Below are 18,872 nucleotides of genomic sequence, written 5' to 3' on the forward strand. Positions count from 1 at the left end.
GTTCACTCTGTAGGAGCCGCCGGGTGGGGCTCCGTTTGCTTGCGATGAACGTCATCGATGACGCGTATTGTCTGAATCAACGCGTTGTTCTTCAGTTCATCGCGAGCAGGCTCGCTCCCACAGTTGTCTGTGTAGGTGCGGTATCTCACCGATGTTCCGCGGCCAACATTGCCCTGAACTGTGCAATGGTCTCTGCAGACAGCCCGGCAGCTTCGAACACCGCGCAGGTGAAGCTGACGGGGGCCGGGCCGGGCGCTGTAATGATGCGGTCTGCAACTACCGCGACCGGACTGCTTCGATAAAACGCGTGTCCCGCGTAACCTTGGGCATTGTCTTGCAGGAAGGCAGGGCTGTTCGAGGTATGCGGCACTGTGTCGAGAAGCCCGGCTCTGGCAAGCGCCAGCGTTCCCCCACAGATACCGGCAATGCTCGCTCCTCGTGAGCGACTGGTTTGAAGAAAGCCTGAAATGTCCGGCGCCAACGCACCTTCCCAGACAGTTCCTCCAATGACCACCACAACATCCGGTTGCCAATCCAGGCAGTGCTGCAAACTGCTCTCGACGGTGACAGCCAATCCGCCCTGTGAGTGGAACTGCCCCACAGCAGGCGCGAAAAACCTGACGTCGATCCCGTAGAACGGCGACCCAGTTCCTGCAATGAATGCATATTCCCAGTCTGCAAAACCGGGTGTCAGTATCAAACTTACGCGTGCCATCAGCCAGACTCCTCCATGAATGCCAGTAATCTAAGGTGCAAGTAAACAGACATCAAGGGCGGCAATGGGGGGCGGGCTGTCGTAGTGACCCGTGCAGTCAGGTCACTACGATGGTGCAGCTTTCACTTCGCCTGAGTGATACCTGGGGGTGACCAAGTGCCGGAACCCGCTGGAAGAATCGAAGGTGGCGTGGCTTTCGGCCAATACAGGCGCAGCACCAGATAGGCCGTGTCGTCAGGCGCGGGCAACCAATTGGACTCCTTGGACTTGCCCGGCGAATCCTTCTGGATGTACAGCGTCAGCGAACCATCGGCATTCTTCTTCATGGCCGACAGCATCGGCGAGTTGATCAGGTAGCGGTCGAGCGGATTGTTGATCAGCAGCTGGCTCTTGCCGTCGTACATGGTCACCGACCAGAACGCATTGACGGGAGGCAGTTTGCCGGCAGGGAAGGTGAGCGTGTAGTTGTGTTTGCCGGTATTCAACGTCTGGCCGTTGCCGTCAGTACGTGTGAAGGGATACATGGCCTCGACGGCGTTATTACCGTAGATACCGCCCTTCGCAGCGCCAGCCCGCATCAGCCAGTTGTCTTTGTAGAACGCCTGGTCGCCGAAGAACGCGCCGATGTTCCAGCCGTTGATATTTTTCATGCCGCTAGACAGAAATTTGTCGACCTTCTCGTCGCCGGCCTTCATCCCCAGCAAGACCACGGCCTTGTGTTCGAGCGAGAGGTCCTTGAACTCGAAGCTCCGGCCCGGACCTACGCCGATGCTGGCCAGCCTGGCACGGATCTCCTTGTCGTAGGCCGATGGCGGCACATACTCCAACGCGGCCGACAGGTACTCGAAGAAGTTGGCCTTGATGCCCTCTGTCGTCGCCGGCACGAAATCAATCTTCGGCGCAGCGGGCGGCGCGGGTTGATGGAGGAAGGCAGACAGCGGCTGGATCTTGTAGCTCGCCTGCAGCTTCTCGACATTCGGCATGTCGGCCGGATTGAATAGTTGGGTGCGGATCAGCGTCAGCGCGAAGGGCGTCGTGGAGTTGAACACCTTGTGAATGCCAGGGGGCAGCGCACCCTTCCAGTCGGGGCCTGCGATCAGATAGCTCCCGGGTGCGCCGGCCGTTGCCCGGCTCCCGATGTAGCCGTAGTTATAGGTGTTGCCGTCGATCAACTGGACCGAGTAGTAGCGTTTTTTGGGCACCGCCGGCACGGTGATCACCAGCGGCTCTGCGCGCAGGTCGGCCCAGAGTATCGAGTACGGAGTGTCGCTATTTGGCGTAATGACAGCCGTATCGGCGGGAGTAGAAACCCGATGCTCGTTGCGCAGTTGGTTGAAGGGCGCCTTGAACTGGCTGGACTGTGAGTCCACCGCGAACTCGTTCATCACGGCGTAGTTCATGACCAGCGGCAAGCCGTAGATAAAACCTTCCTCGGCGATCACCTTGGTCTGCTCCAGACTGGGTGCGGGTACGCCCTTGGCCACATCGGCCTGGTCTGCCTGCGTGATCGGATCGGACTTGCTCGCACACCCTGCAAAAAGCGTTGAACCCACGACGACTGCCGCCGCCATTGTCCAGCCTCGGTTAAACTTCCTGTTCATTTGCACCTCGTCAGTGTTGAGCAAGCAATTACCGTGAGTGTTCAGGCTCCCATCCAGGCCGCAGCTCAACTGAAACCCAGGATTGTCTCCCGACTAAGTAAATCCGGCGGTAAAGCGCCAACTCAGCCGCCCAGGGAGTGTAGATCAGCCAAAACCCTTTAACCCCGAATCAAGGACGATGCATGAAACCAGTCGAGATTCACCACATCACCCACCTGCCGCCACAGATCCTGGCCTTGGAAAAAGAGGCCGTTGGAGAGGGTTTCAGATTTCTCACTCGGCTGATTGGCGAATGGCACTGCGGGGCGAATCGCTTCGATGCACCCGGGGAATGTCTCATGGCGGCGTATTTCGACCAGCAACTGATAGGCATCGGCGGCCTTTCAGTTGATCCCTATGGCCAGACCAATACGGCAAGGCTGCGACGGGTTTACGTCGCAGCTTCTTCAAGGGGGCACCACGTCGGTCAAAGGCTAGTAAAAGCGCTGGTCGCACATGCCGCTCTGCGCTTTCAGAGCGTGCGTCTGAGCACCGATACGCCCGCAGGAGACGCGTTTTACCTGCACTGCGGTTTCGTGCGAACAGAGGATATCCATGCCACTCACATCATGCTGCTAGGCGACACTTGAACAAGTCTGTCGGCCAGACTCATGCCGGCCGCGAGGTAAACACCAGGCGAGCCGCAAGCAACACCAATACCAATGCCAGGCCCCGCGACTGCCACTTTGCGGACTGGCTTTTGTCGGACGCGAAACCGCGGATGACTCCCCCGACCAGGCCCAACGCGATGTGGAAAACGCTCGCGATCAGGGTCAACACCAGCCCCAGGACCACGATTTGCTGTGCGACCGTAGAACTGCCCTGAACAACGAACTGCGGCAAAAACACCATGAAGAACAGCAGCGCTTTCGGGTTGAGCAAAGAGTTCAGAAGCGCCCGGATGAACACCGACGTCAGCGAGGCCTGGATAGCGGAGTGTGGTGGCAGGCCGGCATGCGCCCGTATGGCCTTCCAGGCCATCCAGAGCAGATAGAACGCACCGGCCCAGCGGATCAGGTCGAACGACGGTGGCCACTGTGCTACTGCGGCCGTGAGACCGGCTGCGGTGAGCGCGGTCAATACCAGGTCAGCTGCGCCGATTCCCAAAGCAGCAACGACGCCGCCACGCCAGCCGTAGCTCGCGCCGTGCGCAATCACGAAGGCCATGTTGGGGCCGGGAGACATCAGCAACAGCAACACCGCCCCCGCGAACAGCAGTAGCGTCGATGGCTCTACCATGTGTGCTCCAGATCGCCGCGATAGACGATGTGCAGCTTGTTGCCATCAGGGTCGCGCAGGTAGGCACCGTAGTAGCCCTCGCCATACCAGGGTCGCTCACCCGGAGTGCCTTCATCAGTACCGCCCTGGAGAATCCCCGCGGTGTACGCCGCGCGTACGCTGTCGGGCGTCTCGGCATGAAACGCGAGCATGCTGCCATTGCCCGCCGTGGCCGCAAGGCCATCACGCGGCAAATAGACATAGAACCTCGGCAGTGTGCGCGTCGGATGCACCCAGCAAGCCGAGGCGGGGCCTCCATCCGGGGTCACCGCGCGGCGGATCAGCCCGAGTGGCGCAAGCACGGCGTCATAAAAAGCCGCCGCTGTTTCGAGGTCGGTGCATCCCACAGTAACGTGACTGAACATCTCTCAATCGATTCGACGCCACTGGAACGGTTGTGTCCTGCGTGCCGAACTCGCCTCCTTGTTTTGTGTGGTAGTGGAGCCTACGCTCGGCACCTGATACACACAAAGAATTGTTCTAGGTACATTGAATGACGATGCCACGCTACAAAACCATTGCTGACCAGCTAGCGGAAAATATTCGCAGCGGACGTTTGCGCCCTGGAACCCAACTGCCGACGGTACGCAGCTTGATGGGCGAACATGGGATTGCGCTTGCGACAGCCGCGCGGGTCTACCGCACGTTGGAATCGATGGGCCTGGTGGTGGGTGAAATGGGCCGTGGCACCTTCGTGCGCGACACCTCTGTGCCACGCGACCTTGGTCTGCAACCGGCATCCGACGCTGGAATAATTGACCTGGCCTTCAATAGTCCAGCGGTTCCCGGACAAGCCGAGTTGCTGAGGCAGGCACTGCGCAGCCTCGCATTGTCGGGCGATCTGGACGCCTTGTTGCGCAACGCCCCCCATGGCGGGCGTGCGCATGAACGAGAAATCGCGGCGAAACACCTGCGCAATCGAGGGGTACGCGTCCCCGGATCACAAGTGTTGATCGTCAATGGCGCGCAGCAAGGGCTGGCGCTCGCGATGATGGCGCTACTCAAGCCGGGCGATGTACTCGCGGTCGACGCGCTCACCTACCCGGGCATCAAAGTGCTGGCCGTCGCCCATCGCATTGAACTCCTGCCGATACCCTTGGCTGATGGCAAGACCAATCTCGACGCGCTCGCGGCAAGTTGCAAGCGGCGTCCTGTGCGCGCGTTTTATGCGATGCCGACCCTGCACAATCCCCTGGGATCGATCATGCCGGCCGCCGACCGCAAACGCTTGGTAGCGCTGGCCGAGGAACACGATTTTGCTTTGATCGAGGACGGCGCCTATGCGTTTCTAGCCGAGCCGGCGCCGAAGCCGTTGTTCATGCTCGCACCGAATCGCACGATCTACGTTTCCGGCCTTTCCAAAAGCGTCGCCTCGGGCTTGCGTATTGGCTTCATCGCCGCGCCTGTATCGCTGATCCCCGCGCTCGAGCAAGCCGTGCGAGCTTCCACCTGGAGTTCGCCATCGCTCACCGTCGAACTGGCGTGTCGCTGGATCGAAGAAGGTGTGGTGGATGACCTGGAACAATTGAAGCGCAAAGACGCCGCGCATAGGCAACGACTGGCCCGCCGCATTTTCGCCGGCATCAACCTGCTCGCGCATCCAAACGCCTACTTCCTGTGGCTGCCGTTGCCCGAAGACATGCGGGCCGAGAGCATTGCTGCTGCATTGCGGCGCGACAACATCCTGGTGACGACAGCAGAGCCGTTTTCTGCGGCCTCCCATGCGCCTAATGCGCTGCGCGTGGCGCTGGGATCGGTGCCTGTTGCAACGCTTGAACTCGCCCTGGAAAAAGTCAGAGTTGCCTGCGGCTATTAGTTTGAGTTCTCGCGACTGACCTGCGCCAGGCTCTCTATTGCAGCGCTAGAAGCTCTCAAGACTGGCTTTGATTCCAGCTCGTCCAGCCAACTCGATAACTTCTTCCAGCCGCTTAGTGTCAACTATCACACCTTCGTAATTGTCACCTGTGCAGTCCAGGTGAAGATAACGTTTGCCGAACTGAGCTAGCCACTGATCAAGCTTGTCGAGCACTTCTGGCATCGAAGCCGCGTCTTCCCTCACATAAGCGTAGGGTTCTTTCAAACCACTGGCACTGACCAAATAGGGAGCTTGATACTCAAACACGTCATAACCCTGCCACTCCACGCTAAGGAGCACCAGGGTTGCAAGTTTTTGTCCCTTTGGGTCATTCAGAAACCCTTCCGCCAGGGCACTGGGTGCGTCATCTCCCATCGCGTATCGACGCATAACGCGCCTGACCAGCCTGGCGCCTTCTTTTTCCGGAACGACAGCGACCAGCGCTTGGGCAAAAGCCTCAAGTGCTTTTTTCTGGGAGGGATCGCTTCGCTCGGGTCGCAGTTCTTTCATGATGGCGGAAGCGCTGAGGTTGGTTTCCTCAGGTGGAGGCATGGTAAATCGTCCACCAAACAAGCGATCTAAAATACCCATGTCAGTCCTTGTGGTTAGTTGCGGAAACCATCTGGTTGCGGACTCGCGTCGATGATGATTGTGGGAGCGCTCAATGGCGGGCTTCGTAATCGGCCTCGCCTATGGTGCGTGGCCAAAACCCTTGCGCAATTCGTCTTCAAGCTTTCGACAGGTTTCTTCAATAATGGTTTTGCCGACTTCCGGGCCAGAGTAGCTGTCTACTTGCTGACGGCATAGTTCGCTGGCCTCTCGGGCCTGGATTATTTCCTTGTCCTGCGAGCCGTTACTGACAAAAAAACCGAAAGCCAAATACAAGGCGATGGCGATAACGCTGCCGACGAGGACCTTGCTGGCCGGGCCCATTCTCGTTACTGATGATAGCGGCCCCCAGGGCGGGGTTGGTATTTTCTGCCTTAGGTCGGATCGGCAGTGTTTGCACAAAATGGCTTCAGCCATGATGGCTTCCGCGCAGTAAGGGCAACTCTTTTTTCCAGCGTCCACAGATGAAACTCCTTTTTCAAAAGAGAATTCTATCATTGGGCCTGAGGGGGGGAGGAGGGGCGGGGCTGTGTGTTCCACCAAGAGGTTTTATGGGGGGGCGTACTGGTATACCCGCTTCAATTGCTCGCAGTGGGCATGGAAAAGTCGATTGTGAGAGTCCGCTGTTGGCCGTTTTCTGCTTGGCGCAACTGGCGGAAATCGAGTCAAAGCTGTCGGTGGTGACAGGCAGAGAACGGCCAACAGCAGTCAGTCAATGTATCAATGAAGCTCAGGGCGATTCACATTGAGCACCCGACACCTGCAGTTCCGCGTTACCCTTTAGCACCAAAACAACATGAGGGATCAGTTGATGTCCGAAAGTGTAACGTGTGAGAAAACCTGTCCGAGTTGCGGGACCACATTCACTGCAAAAATGAGCAAGCTCCTCGGAGAATTTCCTGTTCCAGTTCGCATCTTCAAATCGACGTCTGAGCGGTGTCCTTCATGCGCAGAAGCATGACGGGCAAAGAGTGTGGCCGACTCTCTTCGTCGGCGTTTAAACTTTTCGCGAGAACAAGTGAAGAGCTACTTCACGGCAAATGCCCCCGCCAAAGGTGATACGCTGATTCTCTGCATGCAACAGTTCCACCACAGCAGCTATCGATTGGTAATCGTCGAAAACCCTGACCATGGCCGGCAGCATCGCATCATCATTGACAACGGCTGCAGCTTTGCCGGAGCTTCATTTTATCGTACAGGTCAAAGTACATTCGCCCCCAAAAGCCAGACATCACTGCTGCCACTCGTACCAGCAGTTGCAGAACGGCTTTCTTATAAGCGAGACACAGATCTGACCGATGAGGATTTGTTTTTGCTGCTCGAGGTGTAAGGCTACCCGTCGTATTTAGATCCTGGCTGGATGGCCGCTTTGGGTCAGTTACAACGCTCATAGGTAGGCCACTCTCTGCACAATAGAAGACCTATGAGAGATGATTGAGGTTGATAGTAGCCTCCAAGAGCCAGTACGCTTACGCCTGCCTAACAGGGAGCCGGGGAGTGATGCTAAAGCCGATTGAAATGCCTTTCGACACAGCGCGTAAGCTGCTGGATTACGTCTCACCGCTAAACACGGTTTGGGATGAGGGCCGGTACATATTCAGGGGCCAGCCGAGCGACCTGTACAAGCTGATACCCTCAGTTTGCCGAAATGGTGAAGGATCGTTTGCTTATGGCTCGCCTACGAGAGCTTTTGACAAGTCAAGCTCTGGGCAAGTTGGATTTGAGCTGGACATACTCAGAAGATTTCTAGAAGGCTGCGATAGGTCAGGTCTAGTTGTTCCTGGATACTCAGAGCAAGTCAAAAGGAAGCTCTCAGATCATCCGTTCTTTTTCCCTGAGTCTTTTCTGCCATGGCCACCTGAGCAGCTATACGAAATCATGGCTGTAGCCCAACACTATGACGTACCCACCCGTCTTTTAGATTGGACTGAGAGAAGCTTTGTGGCGTGTTACTTTGCAGCGGCCTCAGCCAACTTTGAGTTAGATACTATGAATATGCCTAAGATTGCGGTATGGGCACTAGACACCACTTACCACGATAGCTGGAAAACAGTAAAGATCATTAGGACGCCAGGTGGAACAAGCAGGAATCAGGCAGCACAGTCGGGCTTATTCACCACGCACAATGTCACAAGATATGGCATCCACGACGAGTACCAATCAGAGGCTCTTGATGAAGTTGGTGAAATTTACAGCAGGGCTAGAAGCCTTCGGCCACTTATCAAAATGACATTACCAGTTAGTGAGGCTCCTGAACTATTAGGGCTGTGTTCTAAGCTTGGTGTTGACGGGGCTACACTTTTCCCCGGCCATCATGGAGTAGCTAAGATGGTGAGGGACTGGGCTAATATTGAAGTTGGCGTCAGGCACTCTCAGTCAGCTATAGATGACTGCAATTCTGACAGTTATGATCCTGACTTTAATTGATCGTGTCGTAAAACCCGCTAATTTCTAGGGCGGGCTACACATTGGCTAGAATGTCAGAAGGCTAAAAATTCTCTGACAAAAGCTAAGATGATCTACCGTGCCTAACAACCTCAATACGAATCACACCGACTGAATCAGCCTCATAGCCGTAACGCCCTTTGAAGAAATATCCAGCATAATCTTTCAGCTTCTGTTCTAGTGGGTAGCCCATGTCAACGTCCGCGTTGAAGCAAAAAGGGGACAGATTTATTTGGCTCCTGAAAGCTGGCCTGCTCAGGCAAATAAATCCCCTTTTTGCCGTGTCTCAACCGGTTGAAATCGAGCCTGAACAGACACTCGTCAGCGTCAGCTCAGGCTCGAACGCTATTTGCTGCGCTATTGCAGCGGGACATACACATCGGTTTGCCATTGATCCCGCGGGGTCTCGGGATAGGCACTCAGGTAATGGAAGAACAGTGGCTGGTCACGCAGTTCCTCGCCACTGGTTGGCAGCCAGTCGCGGTAGATCGGATAGATCGTTTCGCCGATGTGATCCGGTGACCCCGTGTGTCGTACCACGACGCACCGGCCGGCGGGGATGACGATCTCGTGCACGCCGAACTCATTGGGCGCCACCGCTTGGTGAATCTCGCCGCAGATTGCGAAGCGAAATTCCTGTGCAGGTGTCGTATCGGGGTTGCTATAGGGAATGCCAAAGGTGCGACACGAGGCCACCGGTGACTGTCCACTGTGCATACGCCACTCGATGAACCTGTTCACGCTTTCACTGACGAGCCCGGCTGGCCCGCAGTGCTCAAGCGCGGCGACCTTGACCTCGGGGAAATCTACGATTCGTACTTGCATGATGACTGTCCTTGAAAAGTGAGGGATTGCGAACACCGCATTCCAGACCTGCCAGTTCGGTTCCTTCCTGAACGCGCTCGGCGTCATCCCGATCGCCCGCCTGAACGCCCTGCTAAATGCCTCGGGACTTTCAAAACCGGCATCGAGTGCCGCGTCCAGTACCGAGTGATCAGCGAGGGCCGCCAGGCGATGTGCCGCGCGGCGTAGTCGCATCAGTTGCACATAGCGTGAGACGGGCACTCCAACGAACGCGGTGAATTGTCGATGGAAGTGAAATGCCGAGAAGTTCGCCACACGGCTCAACGTCTTCACCGACAGGTCGCCTTCGAGATTGGCATCAATGTAGGCGAGCACGGCGTTGAAGCGTTTTGTGTAAGCGAGATGGGTCGGCATGTCAGACACTGGAAAAGCTCCTGGAAGTACGGTCGTCAATAGAGTCGACTATAGCGCCGTGCACGCGCCTAGCCGCGTTTGCTCAAGGCCGGTTTTGATTTGGCCAATGTGATCACTTGGCTGCAGCTCACGATGCCAGTCAGGACCCAGTCACAGCCCTGACGCATTAGCTGAACGCGTATGATGGCGGGCCCTCATTACCGATACGGAAATCGCCATGCGTTCTGACAAGGCCTGCCCAGTCGTACTTTCTTCTACGTCGCCACCCAGGATCCTGTTGTTCCGGCATCCTCAAGCGGGGGTCCAACTGGTGAAGGGAACCATTGAACAGGGCGAAATACCGGCTCGAGCTGCCCTGCGTGAGTTGGCGGAAGAGTCGGGTTTAAGCACCGCCGAAATCGTCGACGATCTAGGCTGCTGGGACTCCGCTCATCACGGCCAGATCTGGTCGTTTCACCTTTGCCAGGCGGGTGGGCCCTTACCTGAGCAATGGTCACACCAGACGCTCGATGACCATGGTCACCGCTTCGAGTTTTTCTGGGCTTCGTTCGACTGCTTACCCTATGACGATTGCCATCCTGTTTTTCGTCGAGCGCTGGACTTCTTGTGCGAGGTCTTGCGGGCGCGGGGGCACTGGGTGGACAAACGGTGTTGATGTAACTACAGCGTGATCATTTTTTCCCCAAGAATTTCGGGCGTCAGCTCATGCTATAAACACCGCCCAAACAGGAGGTTCCCAGACTATGGATAGAAAATGCTCGGTGTTCATCGCGGCCAGCGTTGACGGCTTCATTGCCAGGATTGATGGCGATATCGAGTGGCTTCATCGGCCTGAGTACGAGTGCGCGGCTTTGAAGGGGCTCAGTTACGACGAATTCATGACCACGGTTGATGCCATTGTCATGGGACGCAAGACCCTGGACAAGGTGCTGTCCTTTCCTCAATGGCCCTACGACAACACGCCAGTCGTAGTGCTCTCGCATGGGAAGGTGGCATTGCCACAAGAACTGAGGGGCAAGATCGATGTGCTGGCCGGCGACCCGGCACACATCGTGGAGCAGTTGGCGGCGCGAGGTCTCAAGCATCTCTACATAGATGGAGGGCAGACCATCCAGGCTTTCCTTGCTGCGGGATTGATCAACGAGATCGTCATCACGCGCATTCCAGTGTTGTTGGGCAAAGGCATTCCACTGTTCAGCCAGTTTGCTGATGAGCTGGGCTTACGCCTGATTGCCTCATCAGTATCGGATAACGGATTTGTCCAGAGTCGTTATCAAGTGCTCGCACCGGCTGGTTGCATGGGCTGATATTGCACAAGGTTAGGGTTGCCTGGCGGCAGATGACTCAAGAAACGCCGCGATCAGCGAAGTCACCTGCTGTTGAATCACCCCACGTGCACGTGCGCTGTCGCCATCCTGGCAAATGATGCCATCGCCTGGTACTTCCTCTTCGAGCAGTGCCTGCGCCCCCGGTTTGCACACCGACAAGAAAGTGAAGTGGCTCGCGTCGCTGATTTCGACGTAACGACTTGAAGCCGCCGGCAGACGTTTGGCCAGGTGGGCAGACTCCAACTGCGCAGGAAGATCATGCGAAGGGGCGCCGGCAGCGATTACCAGCGCGGGTATCGGCAGCGCCGCCAGGCTCGCATCGGTCATGCCCCGTGAAAGCCCCACGTCTAGTGTGACCACGGCAGTGACACGTTGATCACGCAAATCGGCGGTCAATGCGGCTTTTGATTGTGAGGTGCTTGCCGGGTTCATCCGTGCAAAGACGCTGCAACTGGTTAACTGCGGGTGCGCCTTGCAGTCTTGGGCGAAGCGGTCTGGGTCGAATTGCGCGCCGGCGATCTCCAGGGCGGTCCAGCCGCCGAGTGAATGGCCGGCCACGGCAATTCGGTCTTTGGCCACCGCGCCGAATTTTTCAGGTTGAGTGGTCACACTATCAATGGCTCGGCTCACATCAACCGGGCGCTGCCATAACTGCGCCGCTGCGTGAGGGCTGCGGTCATGGGTGGTGGAGCCCGGGTGATTGATGGCGGCGACGATGTAACCCCTGTGAGCCAGCGCACTGGCGAGCCAGATCTGGTTGCTCCAGTTACCTCTGTACCCGTGCGAGAGCACCAGCAACGGATGCTTGCCAGCCGCGGGCGGTGCGTCCCGAACCGCAGCCGCCCCGACGAACACCGCATCATCGCCGATCAGTTGTGTGGCGGCGGTGGTTGCACTGGGGTACCAGACCACCATCTGCAGTGCGCGGTCATTGTGCGTGTCCACCAGCGTGGAAGATTGGAAGCCGACAGCGCTTTCGTCAGCGAGTGCGATAGTCGTCAGCCCGGTCAACAACAGGGTGCCAAAAGCTATTTTCAATGTGGTTTCTTCCTTGATCCCGCTATCACATCAGTTCATTCAATCTCTACGCCGGTCAAGGCACTCACGGCGCAAGGTCAGGTTGTTGATCTTCATGCAACTGACTGAGTGATCGTCATCGTAATCGTTGTTTTTGGCTTTGTCCTTGGCCTTGGCGCAATTGCCATTGTCATTGCAATTGCCTTTACCTTTTTGCTCGTTGTTGTTTTTTAAACAGTTTCTGACGTCACTTGCACTGCCCGCATCATCACAGTCCGAACCGGCAAAGGACAGCGTTGGCAATGCCAGGGATAACAGGAATATGCACGCAGTGGCCGATAGAATTCGCATAATCAAACTCCTGAGTAGTTTGTTTTTTTACCTGCAGCTATAGCCTTGAACCGACCCGGCTGACTATAGCAGGCGCCTTGAAAGTGGCTCGCCAGAGAAAGTAGGGAAAGGGGACAGATTTATTGTCCCCGCAGCTCAATAACTGCGGGTGCACTGTGCAGTCTTCGGCGAAGCGACCGATCTGCCCAGAGTCACGTAGCTCGCTGGGCAGGTCCTGATCTCGTCAGGCTGTCGCGTTCGACTCGGCGAGATGAACTTCAGTGGCACTGCGACCCGCTAGCCAAGCGAGAACAGACGCGATGACCAGCACAGTCGCGCTCAGCTCGAAGGTGGCTCTATAGCCGCTCAGGTCAAATGCCAGGCCGCCGATGATTGCCCCTCCTGCGATAGCCAGCTGGACAATGGCCACGAGCAAGCCGCCACCGGCTTCAGCATCATCAGGAAGCGTTTGCGCCAGCCATGTCCACCAGCCAACGGGAGCGGCAGTCGCCACCAGGCCCCAGAGTCCGAGCAACACGGCAGTCAGTAACGGCGATGCACCGAAGGCCACCAGAGCCAGCGCTATAACAGCCATTATCAGAGGTATCACGGTCAGTGTGCGGTAGAGGCCATTGCCCATGAATCTCTCGATCACAAAGGTCCCGATAAAGCCGGCCAGTCCCAGGCCCAACAGCATCAAAGACAAGGTTGAAACGCTGACACCGGTGACGACCTCAAGAAAGGGCCGCAGGTAAGTGAACAGCATGAACTGTCCCATGAAAAATACGCTGACGGCGACCATGCCCAATGCGACTGGCAACTGCTTCATCAGCCGCAGGGCATTGCCGCTGCTTACGTTACGCTCGACCTTGAAGGTCGGGAGACTGATCAGCAACCACACGGCTGCAAGCGCTGCGACCGGAACCACACACAAGAACGCCCCGCGCCATCCTATCAGCGAGCCAAGAAAGCTCCCCGCCGGGGCTGCGATGACCGTAGCCAGAGCGTTACCGCCATTGACCATGGCCAGCGCCCGGGAAACTTGATCAGGCGGCACCAAGCGCATGGCGGTCGCCGCTGATAATGACCAGAAGCCGCCAATAGCGATACCGATCAAGGCACGCCCCAGCATGAAGGAGGGGTAGCCTGGCGCGAGGGCGACGACCGTACCTGAGACGATCATCAGCAAGATCAGGCACAGCAGCAGCCTCTTGCGCTCGACGCGAGCGGCAATTGTTGCAATGACCAGGCTGGTGACTAATGCGAATGCACCGGACACGGAAATACCCTGGCCTGCCTGGCCTTGCGTGATGTTCAGCTCCGCCGCAATGGGGGTTAGCAGGCTGACGGGCATGAATTCTGAAGCAACCAAAGCGAATGCGGCCAACGACATGGCCAGCACGGCGCTCCAGCCGCGTTTTTCTGTAGCGCGAACAGTCATGGGAACTACCTGTCTTGCGAAAAGCGTGATGGTTTGCGTGCGCCGTTGGTCACCCCGCCAGCGTTGCGGTGTCGATCACAAAACGATATTTGACGTCACCCTGGAGCATCCGCTCGTAAGCCTCGTTGATGTGCTCGGCACGTATCAGCTCGATGTCCGAAACGATGCCGTGCTCGGCGCAGAAATCGAGCATCTCCTGGGTTTGCGCGATGCCGCCGATCATCGATCCCGCCAGGGTTCGACGTTTCATGATCAGGTTGAACACGTTGGGCGCTGGATGCGGCGAGGCGGGCGCGCCCACCAGTGTCATCGCGCCGTCGCGCTTGAGCAGTACCAGCAAGGCATCCAGGTCGTGGGGGGCGGCGACGGTGTTGATGATCAGATCGAAGCTCTTCAGGTGCGCGGTCATTTGCTGCGCATCGCTTGAGACCACCACCTCATCGGCGCCCAGGCTTTTGGCGGCTTCACGCTTGGATTCGGACGTGGTGAAAGCCACCACATGCGCGCCCAGTGCATGGGCCAGTTTGATGCCCATGTGACCCAGGCCACCGATGCCCACCACGCCGACTTTTTTCCCGGGGCCGGCGTTCCAGTGACGCAGCGGCGACCAGGTGGTAATGCCCGCGCACAGTAGCGGCGCAACGGCCGCCAGCTGTGCTTCGGGGTGGCGAATGCGCAGTGCGTAGCGCTGATGGACAACGATCGCTTGCGAGTAGCCACCGAGCGTCCAGCCTGGTGCGTCCTGCGTTGGAAAGTTGTAGGTGCCGATCATGCTGTCGCAGTAGTTCTCAAGGCCTTCGGCACACTCTTGGCAATGCTTGCAGCTGTCGACGATGCAGCCGACTCCGACCAGATCACCCGGTGCGAACCCGGCGACCTTCAGGCCTACGGCTGAGACACGGCCGACGATCTCGTGACCGGGCACGCACGGAAATTGTGTACCTTGCCATTCGGCGCGCACCTGGTGCAGGTCCGAGTGGCAGATGCCGCAATAGGCGATCTCGATCTGCACATCTTCCGGGCCGGGATCACGACGAGTGATGCGCAAGGGTTCAAGCGGTTTGTCGCCCGCATGGGCGCCATAAGCGAAGACTTCCATTGTGGCTCTCCTGTAACAGTTCGACACATTCTCCCGGTCGATTTGCCTCTGCCCTAGTGCATTCCGCTTGAATGCTTGCCTAATCCTATGGCGATGCAGGGCGGTGGATAGGAAACGCAGCGTGGGCGCACTAGAGTTCAGTCAACAGGAGCGACCTGACATGAATCCCAACCCCCTGCGCCATGAGTCACCCTTGGCGTTGAACATTGACCCGCGCGTGAGCGAGGCGGGTGACTTCGCCACATCCATACCCGGCCTGTCGCTGTTTCGTCGCGACCAGCCGGCGCCCCCCGCCGTGTGCATGATTGAGCCGAGCCTGATACTGGTGGGCCGTGGTGCGAAGCGGTTGTGGGTTGGTGGTGAGGGTTACAGCTACAACCATTCGCGGTTCCTGGTCACGTCACTGGATCTACCAGCCAACTCCGAAGTGATTCTCGCCAGTCCCCAACAACCCTGTGTCGGCCTGGTGCTGAAACTGGATGTCAGCATGCTTGCCGAGGTCATCGCCAAGGTCGGCTTGCCTGCCAAGCGAATTCCAGTCATGGGTTCAGGCGCTGGCATTGGCAGCATGTCGTTCGCCCTGGAAGGCGCGCTCGATCGCCTGCTGGCATTACTCGATGAACCGGAGGCGATCCCGGTGCTGGCGCCGCTGATTCTGCGGGAAATCCACTATCGGCTGCTGAGTACCGATCAAGGGGCACGGCTGCGGCAGATAACCGCCGTCGATGGCCAGGGTTATCGCATCGCCAAAGCCATCGACTGGCTCAAGCTCAACTACACGGCTGCGCTGCGCATTGACGAACTGGCGGCGCGGGTGCAGATGAGCGCACCCACCTTCCACCATCATTTCCGCCAGCTCACCGGCATGAGCCCGCTGCAATACCAGAAGTGGCTGCGCCTGAACGAGGCCCGTCGGCTGATGTTGACGGAGCGCCTGGACGTCTCACGGGCGGCGTTCGCCGTCGGGTATGAAAGCCCCTCACAGTTCAGCCGCGAATATGGCCGCCTGTTCGGCACCGCACCCAGTCGTGACATGGCGCTGCTGCGTGGGCAGTCATTCGAGGCCGAAGGGCTCGGTAACGCGGCAAGTTGAGCGAAAGAACAGCTTTACCGGTGGTACGCCTCGCAGCGTTTCACCGCTTAAAACAATGCTCGTCAACCGATGATCAAGCGGGTGAACCATGGAACTACGAATCAACCAGAAGACCTATCAGGTCGATGCCGACGCCGATACGCCCTTGCTGTGGGTGATCCGTGATGACCTGGGCATGACCGGTACCAAGTACGGCTGCGGGCTGGCGCAATGCGGCGCCTGCTCGGTGCTGGTGGACGGCAATGTGGTGCGCTCGTGCATCATGCCGGTGGCCGGTGTGGTTGGCCGGGAGATCACCACCATCGAGGCCATCGAGGCCGATGAAGTAGGGAAGCGGGTTGTCGCGACCTGGGTCGATCTTCAGGTCGCCCAGTGCGGCTACTGCCAGTCCGGGCAGGTTATGGCAGCCACCGCGCTGCTCAAACAAAACCCCGAGCCGAGTGACGCGCAGATCGAGGCCGCGATGGTCAATCTGTGCCGCTGCGGCACGTACAACGCTATTCATGCCGCGATGCATGAGCTTGCTGCCAAGGGGAGCGTGTGATGAACGTACGTATCGATCCGTCCCTTGAGGCATCGGCATTCGCTCTGCACGATCCGATCAATGTGTCGCGCAGACGTTTTTTGACCGGTACCGCCGTCGGCGCACTGGTCCTCGGTTTCGGCCTGCCGCTCGGTGCGACCCGGGTGCAAGCTGCGGCAGCCACGACTGCCGGGCGCGGCACCCAGGTTCCGGCATTTCTGGAGATCCGCCCGGACAACCGCGTACGCCTGCTGTGTCCCTTCATGGAAGGAGGGCAGGGTACGTTCACCGCGATGGCGCAGATCGTCGGTGAAGAACTGGACGCCGACCCGGCGACCTTCCTGGTCGAAGCCGCGCCGCCCGGCGAGGCTTTTGTGGTGATGGAGAATGGCATGCGTGTCACCGGCGGCAGCATGTCGGTGCGCATGAGTTACCCGGTCATGCGCCGCCTCGGCGCACTTGCCCGCGCCATGCTGTTGCAAGCGGGCGCGGAGAAGCTTGGGGTGCCGGTGGGCGAATTGACCACCGAACCTGGCAAGGTGGTGCATGCCGCGTCGGGCCGCTCGTTGGCGTACGGTGAGTTGGCCGAGCGTGCGATGGACCTGCCAGTTCCCGATCCTGCCAGCGTGCAACTGCGTGATCCGAGCCAGTTTCGCTGGATCGGCAAGCCGGTAAAGCGCATCGATGCCTACGACAAGTCCACCGGCAAGGCGCTCTACAGCATCGATCTGAAGGTCGATGGCATGCTGCATGCCGCCGTTCAGCATGCCCCGCGCTTGGGTATGACGGTGGGCAACCTGCGTAACGAAGACCAGGTCAAGGCCATGAAAGGCGTGCATTCCGTGCATCGTCTGCCGGGTGCCGTGGCAGTGCTGGCCGAGCGCTGGTGGCACGCCAAACGTGCGGTGGAGGCGATTCAGGTCGACTGGCAGGAGCCAGCGCTCGACAGCAAAGTGCGACCGATGCCCGCAGACTTTTCCAGCGACGACTGGCTCAAGCGACTCGCTAACGCAAAGGGGCTGGCCAGGGATGACGAACACAAAGGGGACGTTGCTTCGATTCTTGCTGACGCCAAGACCCGGGTCGACGCCACCTACCACAACCAGTACCTGAACCACGGGCAGTTGGAACCGCCTTCTGCGCTGGCCAGGTTCAATCCGGACGGATCGCTGGAGGTCTGGCTACCTAATCAGGCGCCGGACATGTTTCTTGCAGACATAGCCAAGCGCACGGGGCTGGATCCGTCTCGCATCACCTTGCATTCGCCACTGCTGGGTGGCTTCTTCGGTCGGCATTTCCTCTACGACTCAGCCAGTCCCTATCCCCAGGCGATCGAGTTGTCCAAGGCGGTTGGCCGCCCGGTCAAACTGATCTGGAGTCGAGAGGAAGAGTTCCTGCGTGACGTGCTCCGTCCCGTTGCCTCGGTCAATTTTCGCGCCGCGCTGGATAACGATGGCTGGCCGCTGGCGATCGAAGCGATCAGTGCCACTGAAGGTCCTAGCGAGGCCATCGCGGGCAAGCAGGGTGACAAGCTCGACCCTACGGCGCTCGAAGGGTTGTCAGGCAAGTCCTACGCGATCCCTAACAAGCGAATCGCGCAGATCTACGTCAAAGGCCCGGCCATGCTGGGCTACTGGCGTTCGGTGGGCAATTCCCTCAACGACTTCTTCTACGAATCGTTTCTTGACGAACTGGCTGACAAGGGCGGCAAGGATCCGTTCGAACTGCGCCTGCACCTGCTTCGTGACAACCAGCGCCTGACCACGCTGCTGCAGGCTGTGAGTGAACTGTCGGGCGGTTGGAAGCGCGGGCCGTTTACCGCCGAGGACGGTAGCAAACGTGCGCGCGGCATAGCGATGGCTTCGCCGTTCGGTACGCAGACTGCCGTGATCGCCGAGGTGTCCATCGAGAACGGGCAGGTCAAGGTGCACGATATCTGGCAGGCGATTGACCCCGGCAGCATCGTCAACCCGGCTATCGTCGAAGCCCAGGTCAATGGCGCCGTGGCTCTGGGGCTGTCTCAAACGCTGGTGGAGGAGTCGGTGTGGGTGGATGGCAAACCCCGGGCTCGCAACTTTGACTTGTACCCGATCCTGGCGCCTGCGCGGATGGCCCGGGTACATGTGCGGGTTGTCGAGAGCGGGGGAAAAATGGGTGGCATCGGCGAACCGCCACTGCCCGCCGTCGCGCCCGCTGTCGCCAATGCGGTGGCTACGCTGACTGGCCAGCGGGTTCGTAGCCTGCCCATGAGCCGGCACACCTTCACCTGATCTGCGCCTGG

Annotated in this window: 20 protein-coding genes; 9 read left to right on the forward strand and 11 right to left on the reverse strand. The window is 58.5% G+C overall.

The window, feature by feature from the left end:
- Positions 1-145 precede the first annotated feature (145 nt).
- Positions 146-715, reverse strand: a complete 570-nt coding sequence (locus ACIOVD_RS07255) for a DJ-1/PfpI family protein (RefSeq protein WP_401126868.1) — start codon at positions 713-715, stop codon at positions 146-148.
- 122 nt (positions 716-837) lie between these two features.
- Positions 838-2,316, reverse strand: a complete 1,479-nt coding sequence (locus tag ACIOVD_RS07260; RefSeq protein ID WP_401126870.1) for a DUF1254 domain-containing protein — start codon at positions 2,314-2,316, stop codon at positions 838-840.
- A 182-nt stretch (positions 2,317-2,498) separates the two neighbouring features.
- Here ACIOVD_RS07260 and ACIOVD_RS07265 point away from each other — a divergent pair, with 182 nt between their 5' ends.
- A complete protein-coding gene (locus tag ACIOVD_RS07265) occupies positions 2,499-2,945 on the forward strand; it encodes a GNAT family N-acetyltransferase (RefSeq protein ID WP_320332492.1) in 447 nt (148 codons plus the stop codon).
- Between the two features lie 19 nt (positions 2,946-2,964).
- Here the strand turns inward: ACIOVD_RS07265 and ACIOVD_RS07270 are convergent, their stop codons facing one another.
- Both ACIOVD_RS07270 and ACIOVD_RS07275 read right to left on the reverse strand, forming a co-directional pair.
- Positions 2,965-3,594: a LysE family translocator gene (locus ACIOVD_RS07270; protein ID WP_401126872.1), complete on the reverse strand. Its 630-nt coding sequence runs from the start codon at positions 3,592-3,594 to the stop codon at positions 2,965-2,967.
- Positions 3,588-3,998: a VOC family protein gene (locus ACIOVD_RS07275; protein WP_401126874.1), complete on the reverse strand. Its 411-nt coding sequence runs from the start codon at positions 3,996-3,998 to the stop codon at positions 3,588-3,590. The genes ACIOVD_RS07270 and ACIOVD_RS07275 overlap by 7 nt, the downstream gene beginning before the upstream one ends.
- 128 nt (positions 3,999-4,126) lie before the next feature.
- Between ACIOVD_RS07275 and ACIOVD_RS07280 the strand changes: the two genes are divergently transcribed.
- The gene (locus ACIOVD_RS07280) at positions 4,127-5,449 is read left to right on the forward strand and encodes a PLP-dependent aminotransferase family protein (RefSeq protein ID WP_401126876.1); all 1,323 of its coding nucleotides are present in this window, start codon (positions 4,127-4,129) and stop codon (positions 5,447-5,449) included.
- 45 nt (positions 5,450-5,494) lie between these two features.
- Here ACIOVD_RS07280 and ACIOVD_RS07285 read toward each other — a convergent pair whose 3' ends face one another.
- Positions 5,495-6,079, reverse strand: a complete 585-nt coding sequence (locus ACIOVD_RS07285) for a hypothetical protein (RefSeq protein WP_401126878.1) — start codon at positions 6,077-6,079, stop codon at positions 5,495-5,497.
- 99 nt (positions 6,080-6,178) lie between these two features.
- A complete protein-coding gene (locus tag ACIOVD_RS07290) occupies positions 6,179-6,514 on the reverse strand; it encodes a hypothetical protein (protein ID WP_401126880.1) in 336 nt (111 codons plus the stop codon).
- A gap of 601 nt (positions 6,515-7,115) precedes the next feature.
- Between ACIOVD_RS07290 and ACIOVD_RS07295 the strand changes: the two genes are divergently transcribed.
- Both ACIOVD_RS07295 and ACIOVD_RS07300 read left to right on the forward strand, forming a co-directional pair.
- Positions 7,116-7,427, forward strand: a complete 312-nt coding sequence (locus ACIOVD_RS07295) for a hypothetical protein (RefSeq protein WP_401126881.1) — start codon at positions 7,116-7,118, stop codon at positions 7,425-7,427.
- A gap of 170 nt (positions 7,428-7,597) precedes the next feature.
- Positions 7,598-8,524: an FRG domain-containing protein gene (locus tag ACIOVD_RS07300; protein ID WP_401126883.1), complete on the forward strand. Its 927-nt coding sequence runs from the start codon at positions 7,598-7,600 to the stop codon at positions 8,522-8,524.
- 375 nt (positions 8,525-8,899) lie between these two features.
- Here the strand turns inward: ACIOVD_RS07300 and ACIOVD_RS07305 are convergent, their stop codons facing one another.
- The gene (locus ACIOVD_RS07305) at positions 8,900-9,769 is read right to left on the reverse strand and encodes a GyrI-like domain-containing protein (RefSeq protein ID WP_401126885.1); all 870 of its coding nucleotides are present in this window, start codon (positions 9,767-9,769) and stop codon (positions 8,900-8,902) included.
- A gap of 208 nt (positions 9,770-9,977) precedes the next feature.
- Here ACIOVD_RS07305 and ACIOVD_RS07310 point away from each other — a divergent pair, with 208 nt between their 5' ends.
- Together ACIOVD_RS07310 and ACIOVD_RS07315 are read left to right on the forward strand one after the other, a co-directional pair.
- Positions 9,978-10,415, forward strand: coding sequence for an NUDIX domain-containing protein (locus ACIOVD_RS07310; RefSeq protein WP_401126887.1), 438 nt, complete (start codon positions 9,978-9,980; stop codon positions 10,413-10,415).
- An 88-nt stretch (positions 10,416-10,503) separates the two neighbouring features.
- The gene (locus tag ACIOVD_RS07315) at positions 10,504-11,067 is read left to right on the forward strand and encodes a dihydrofolate reductase family protein (RefSeq protein WP_401126889.1); all 564 of its coding nucleotides are present in this window, start codon (positions 10,504-10,506) and stop codon (positions 11,065-11,067) included.
- Positions 11,068-11,079: 12 nt separating this feature from the next.
- On the opposite strand, the gene ACIOVD_RS07320 is transcribed toward ACIOVD_RS07315, so the two are convergent.
- The 4 genes from ACIOVD_RS07320 to ACIOVD_RS07335 form a co-directional block, all read right to left on the reverse strand.
- The gene (locus ACIOVD_RS07320) at positions 11,080-12,126 is read right to left on the reverse strand and encodes an alpha/beta hydrolase family protein (RefSeq protein ID WP_401126891.1); all 1,047 of its coding nucleotides are present in this window, start codon (positions 12,124-12,126) and stop codon (positions 11,080-11,082) included.
- Between the two features lie 39 nt (positions 12,127-12,165).
- Positions 12,166-12,456, reverse strand: a complete 291-nt coding sequence (locus ACIOVD_RS07325) for a hypothetical protein (protein WP_095171955.1) — start codon at positions 12,454-12,456, stop codon at positions 12,166-12,168.
- Positions 12,457-12,679: 223 nt separating this feature from the next.
- Positions 12,680-13,876: an MFS transporter gene (locus ACIOVD_RS07330; RefSeq protein ID WP_401126893.1), complete on the reverse strand. Its 1,197-nt coding sequence runs from the start codon at positions 13,874-13,876 to the stop codon at positions 12,680-12,682.
- 49 nt (positions 13,877-13,925) lie between these two features.
- Positions 13,926-14,975 carry an NAD(P)-dependent alcohol dehydrogenase gene (locus ACIOVD_RS07335; protein ID WP_401126895.1) on the reverse strand — a complete coding sequence of 350 codons (1,050 nt, stop codon included), beginning with the start codon at positions 14,973-14,975 and terminating at the stop codon, positions 13,926-13,928.
- A gap of 160 nt (positions 14,976-15,135) precedes the next feature.
- Here ACIOVD_RS07335 and ACIOVD_RS07340 point away from each other — a divergent pair, with 160 nt between their 5' ends.
- The 3 genes from ACIOVD_RS07340 (at position 15,136) to ACIOVD_RS07350 (ending at position 18,861) form a co-directional block, all read left to right on the forward strand.
- Positions 15,136-16,068, forward strand: a complete 933-nt coding sequence (locus tag ACIOVD_RS07340; RefSeq protein ID WP_401126897.1) for an AraC family transcriptional regulator N-terminal domain-containing protein — start codon at positions 15,136-15,138, stop codon at positions 16,066-16,068.
- Positions 16,069-16,156: 88 nt separating this feature from the next.
- Positions 16,157-16,612, forward strand: coding sequence for a (2Fe-2S)-binding protein (locus ACIOVD_RS07345; protein ID WP_095171962.1), 456 nt, complete (start codon positions 16,157-16,159; stop codon positions 16,610-16,612).
- On the forward strand, positions 16,612-18,861 hold the full coding sequence (locus tag ACIOVD_RS07350) for a molybdopterin cofactor-binding domain-containing protein (RefSeq protein ID WP_401126899.1): 2,250 nt from the start codon (positions 16,612-16,614) through the stop codon (positions 18,859-18,861). The genes ACIOVD_RS07345 and ACIOVD_RS07350 overlap by 1 nt, the downstream gene beginning before the upstream one ends.
- Positions 18,862-18,872 lie beyond the last annotated feature (11 nt).

The sequence above is a fragment of the Pseudomonas sp. NPDC087626 genome, from assembly GCF_044743405.1.
Taxonomy (GTDB): domain Bacteria; phylum Pseudomonadota; class Gammaproteobacteria; order Pseudomonadales; family Pseudomonadaceae; genus Aquipseudomonas.

Bases quoted from the DNA above. Each gene is read 5' to 3' on its own strand.
- ACIOVD_RS07260 (WP_401126870.1), bottom strand. From the start codon at position 2,316: ATGAACAGGAAGTTTAACCGAGGCTGGACAATGGCGGCGGCAGTCGTC.
- ACIOVD_RS07280 (WP_401126876.1), top strand. From the start codon at position 4,127: ATGACGATGCCACGCTACAAAACCATTGCTGACCAGCTAGCGGAAAAT.
- ACIOVD_RS07345 (WP_095171962.1), top strand. From the start codon at position 16,157: ATGGAACTACGAATCAACCAGAAGACCTATCAGGTCGATGCCGACGCC.
- ACIOVD_RS07265 (WP_320332492.1), top strand. From the start codon at position 2,499: ATGAAACCAGTCGAGATTCACCACATCACCCACCTGCCGCCACAGATC.
- ACIOVD_RS07335 (WP_401126895.1), bottom strand. From the start codon at position 14,975: ATGGAAGTCTTCGCTTATGGCGCCCATGCGGGCGACAAACCGCTTGAA.
- ACIOVD_RS07340 (WP_401126897.1), top strand. From the start codon at position 15,136: ATGAATCCCAACCCCCTGCGCCATGAGTCACCCTTGGCGTTGAACATT.
- ACIOVD_RS07350 (WP_401126899.1), top strand. From the start codon at position 16,612: ATGAACGTACGTATCGATCCGTCCCTTGAGGCATCGGCATTCGCTCTG.
- ACIOVD_RS07255 (WP_401126868.1), bottom strand. From the start codon at position 715: ATGGCACGCGTAAGTTTGATACTGACACCCGGTTTTGCAGACTGGGAA.
- ACIOVD_RS07285 (WP_401126878.1), bottom strand. From the start codon at position 6,079: ATGGGTATTTTAGATCGCTTGTTTGGTGGACGATTTACCATGCCTCCA.
- ACIOVD_RS07270 (WP_401126872.1), bottom strand. From the start codon at position 3,594: ATGGTAGAGCCATCGACGCTACTGCTGTTCGCGGGGGCGGTGTTGCTG.
- ACIOVD_RS07275 (WP_401126874.1), bottom strand. From the start codon at position 3,998: ATGTTCAGTCACGTTACTGTGGGATGCACCGACCTCGAAACAGCGGCG.
- ACIOVD_RS07330 (WP_401126893.1), bottom strand. From the start codon at position 13,876: ATGACTGTTCGCGCTACAGAAAAACGCGGCTGGAGCGCCGTGCTGGCC.
- ACIOVD_RS07310 (WP_401126887.1), top strand. From the start codon at position 9,978: ATGCGTTCTGACAAGGCCTGCCCAGTCGTACTTTCTTCTACGTCGCCA.
- ACIOVD_RS07300 (WP_401126883.1), top strand. From the start codon at position 7,598: ATGCTAAAGCCGATTGAAATGCCTTTCGACACAGCGCGTAAGCTGCTG.
- ACIOVD_RS07315 (WP_401126889.1), top strand. From the start codon at position 10,504: ATGGATAGAAAATGCTCGGTGTTCATCGCGGCCAGCGTTGACGGCTTC.
- ACIOVD_RS07325 (WP_095171955.1), bottom strand. From the start codon at position 12,456: ATGCGAATTCTATCGGCCACTGCGTGCATATTCCTGTTATCCCTGGCA.
- ACIOVD_RS07290 (WP_401126880.1), bottom strand. From the start codon at position 6,514: ATGGCTGAAGCCATTTTGTGCAAACACTGCCGATCCGACCTAAGGCAG.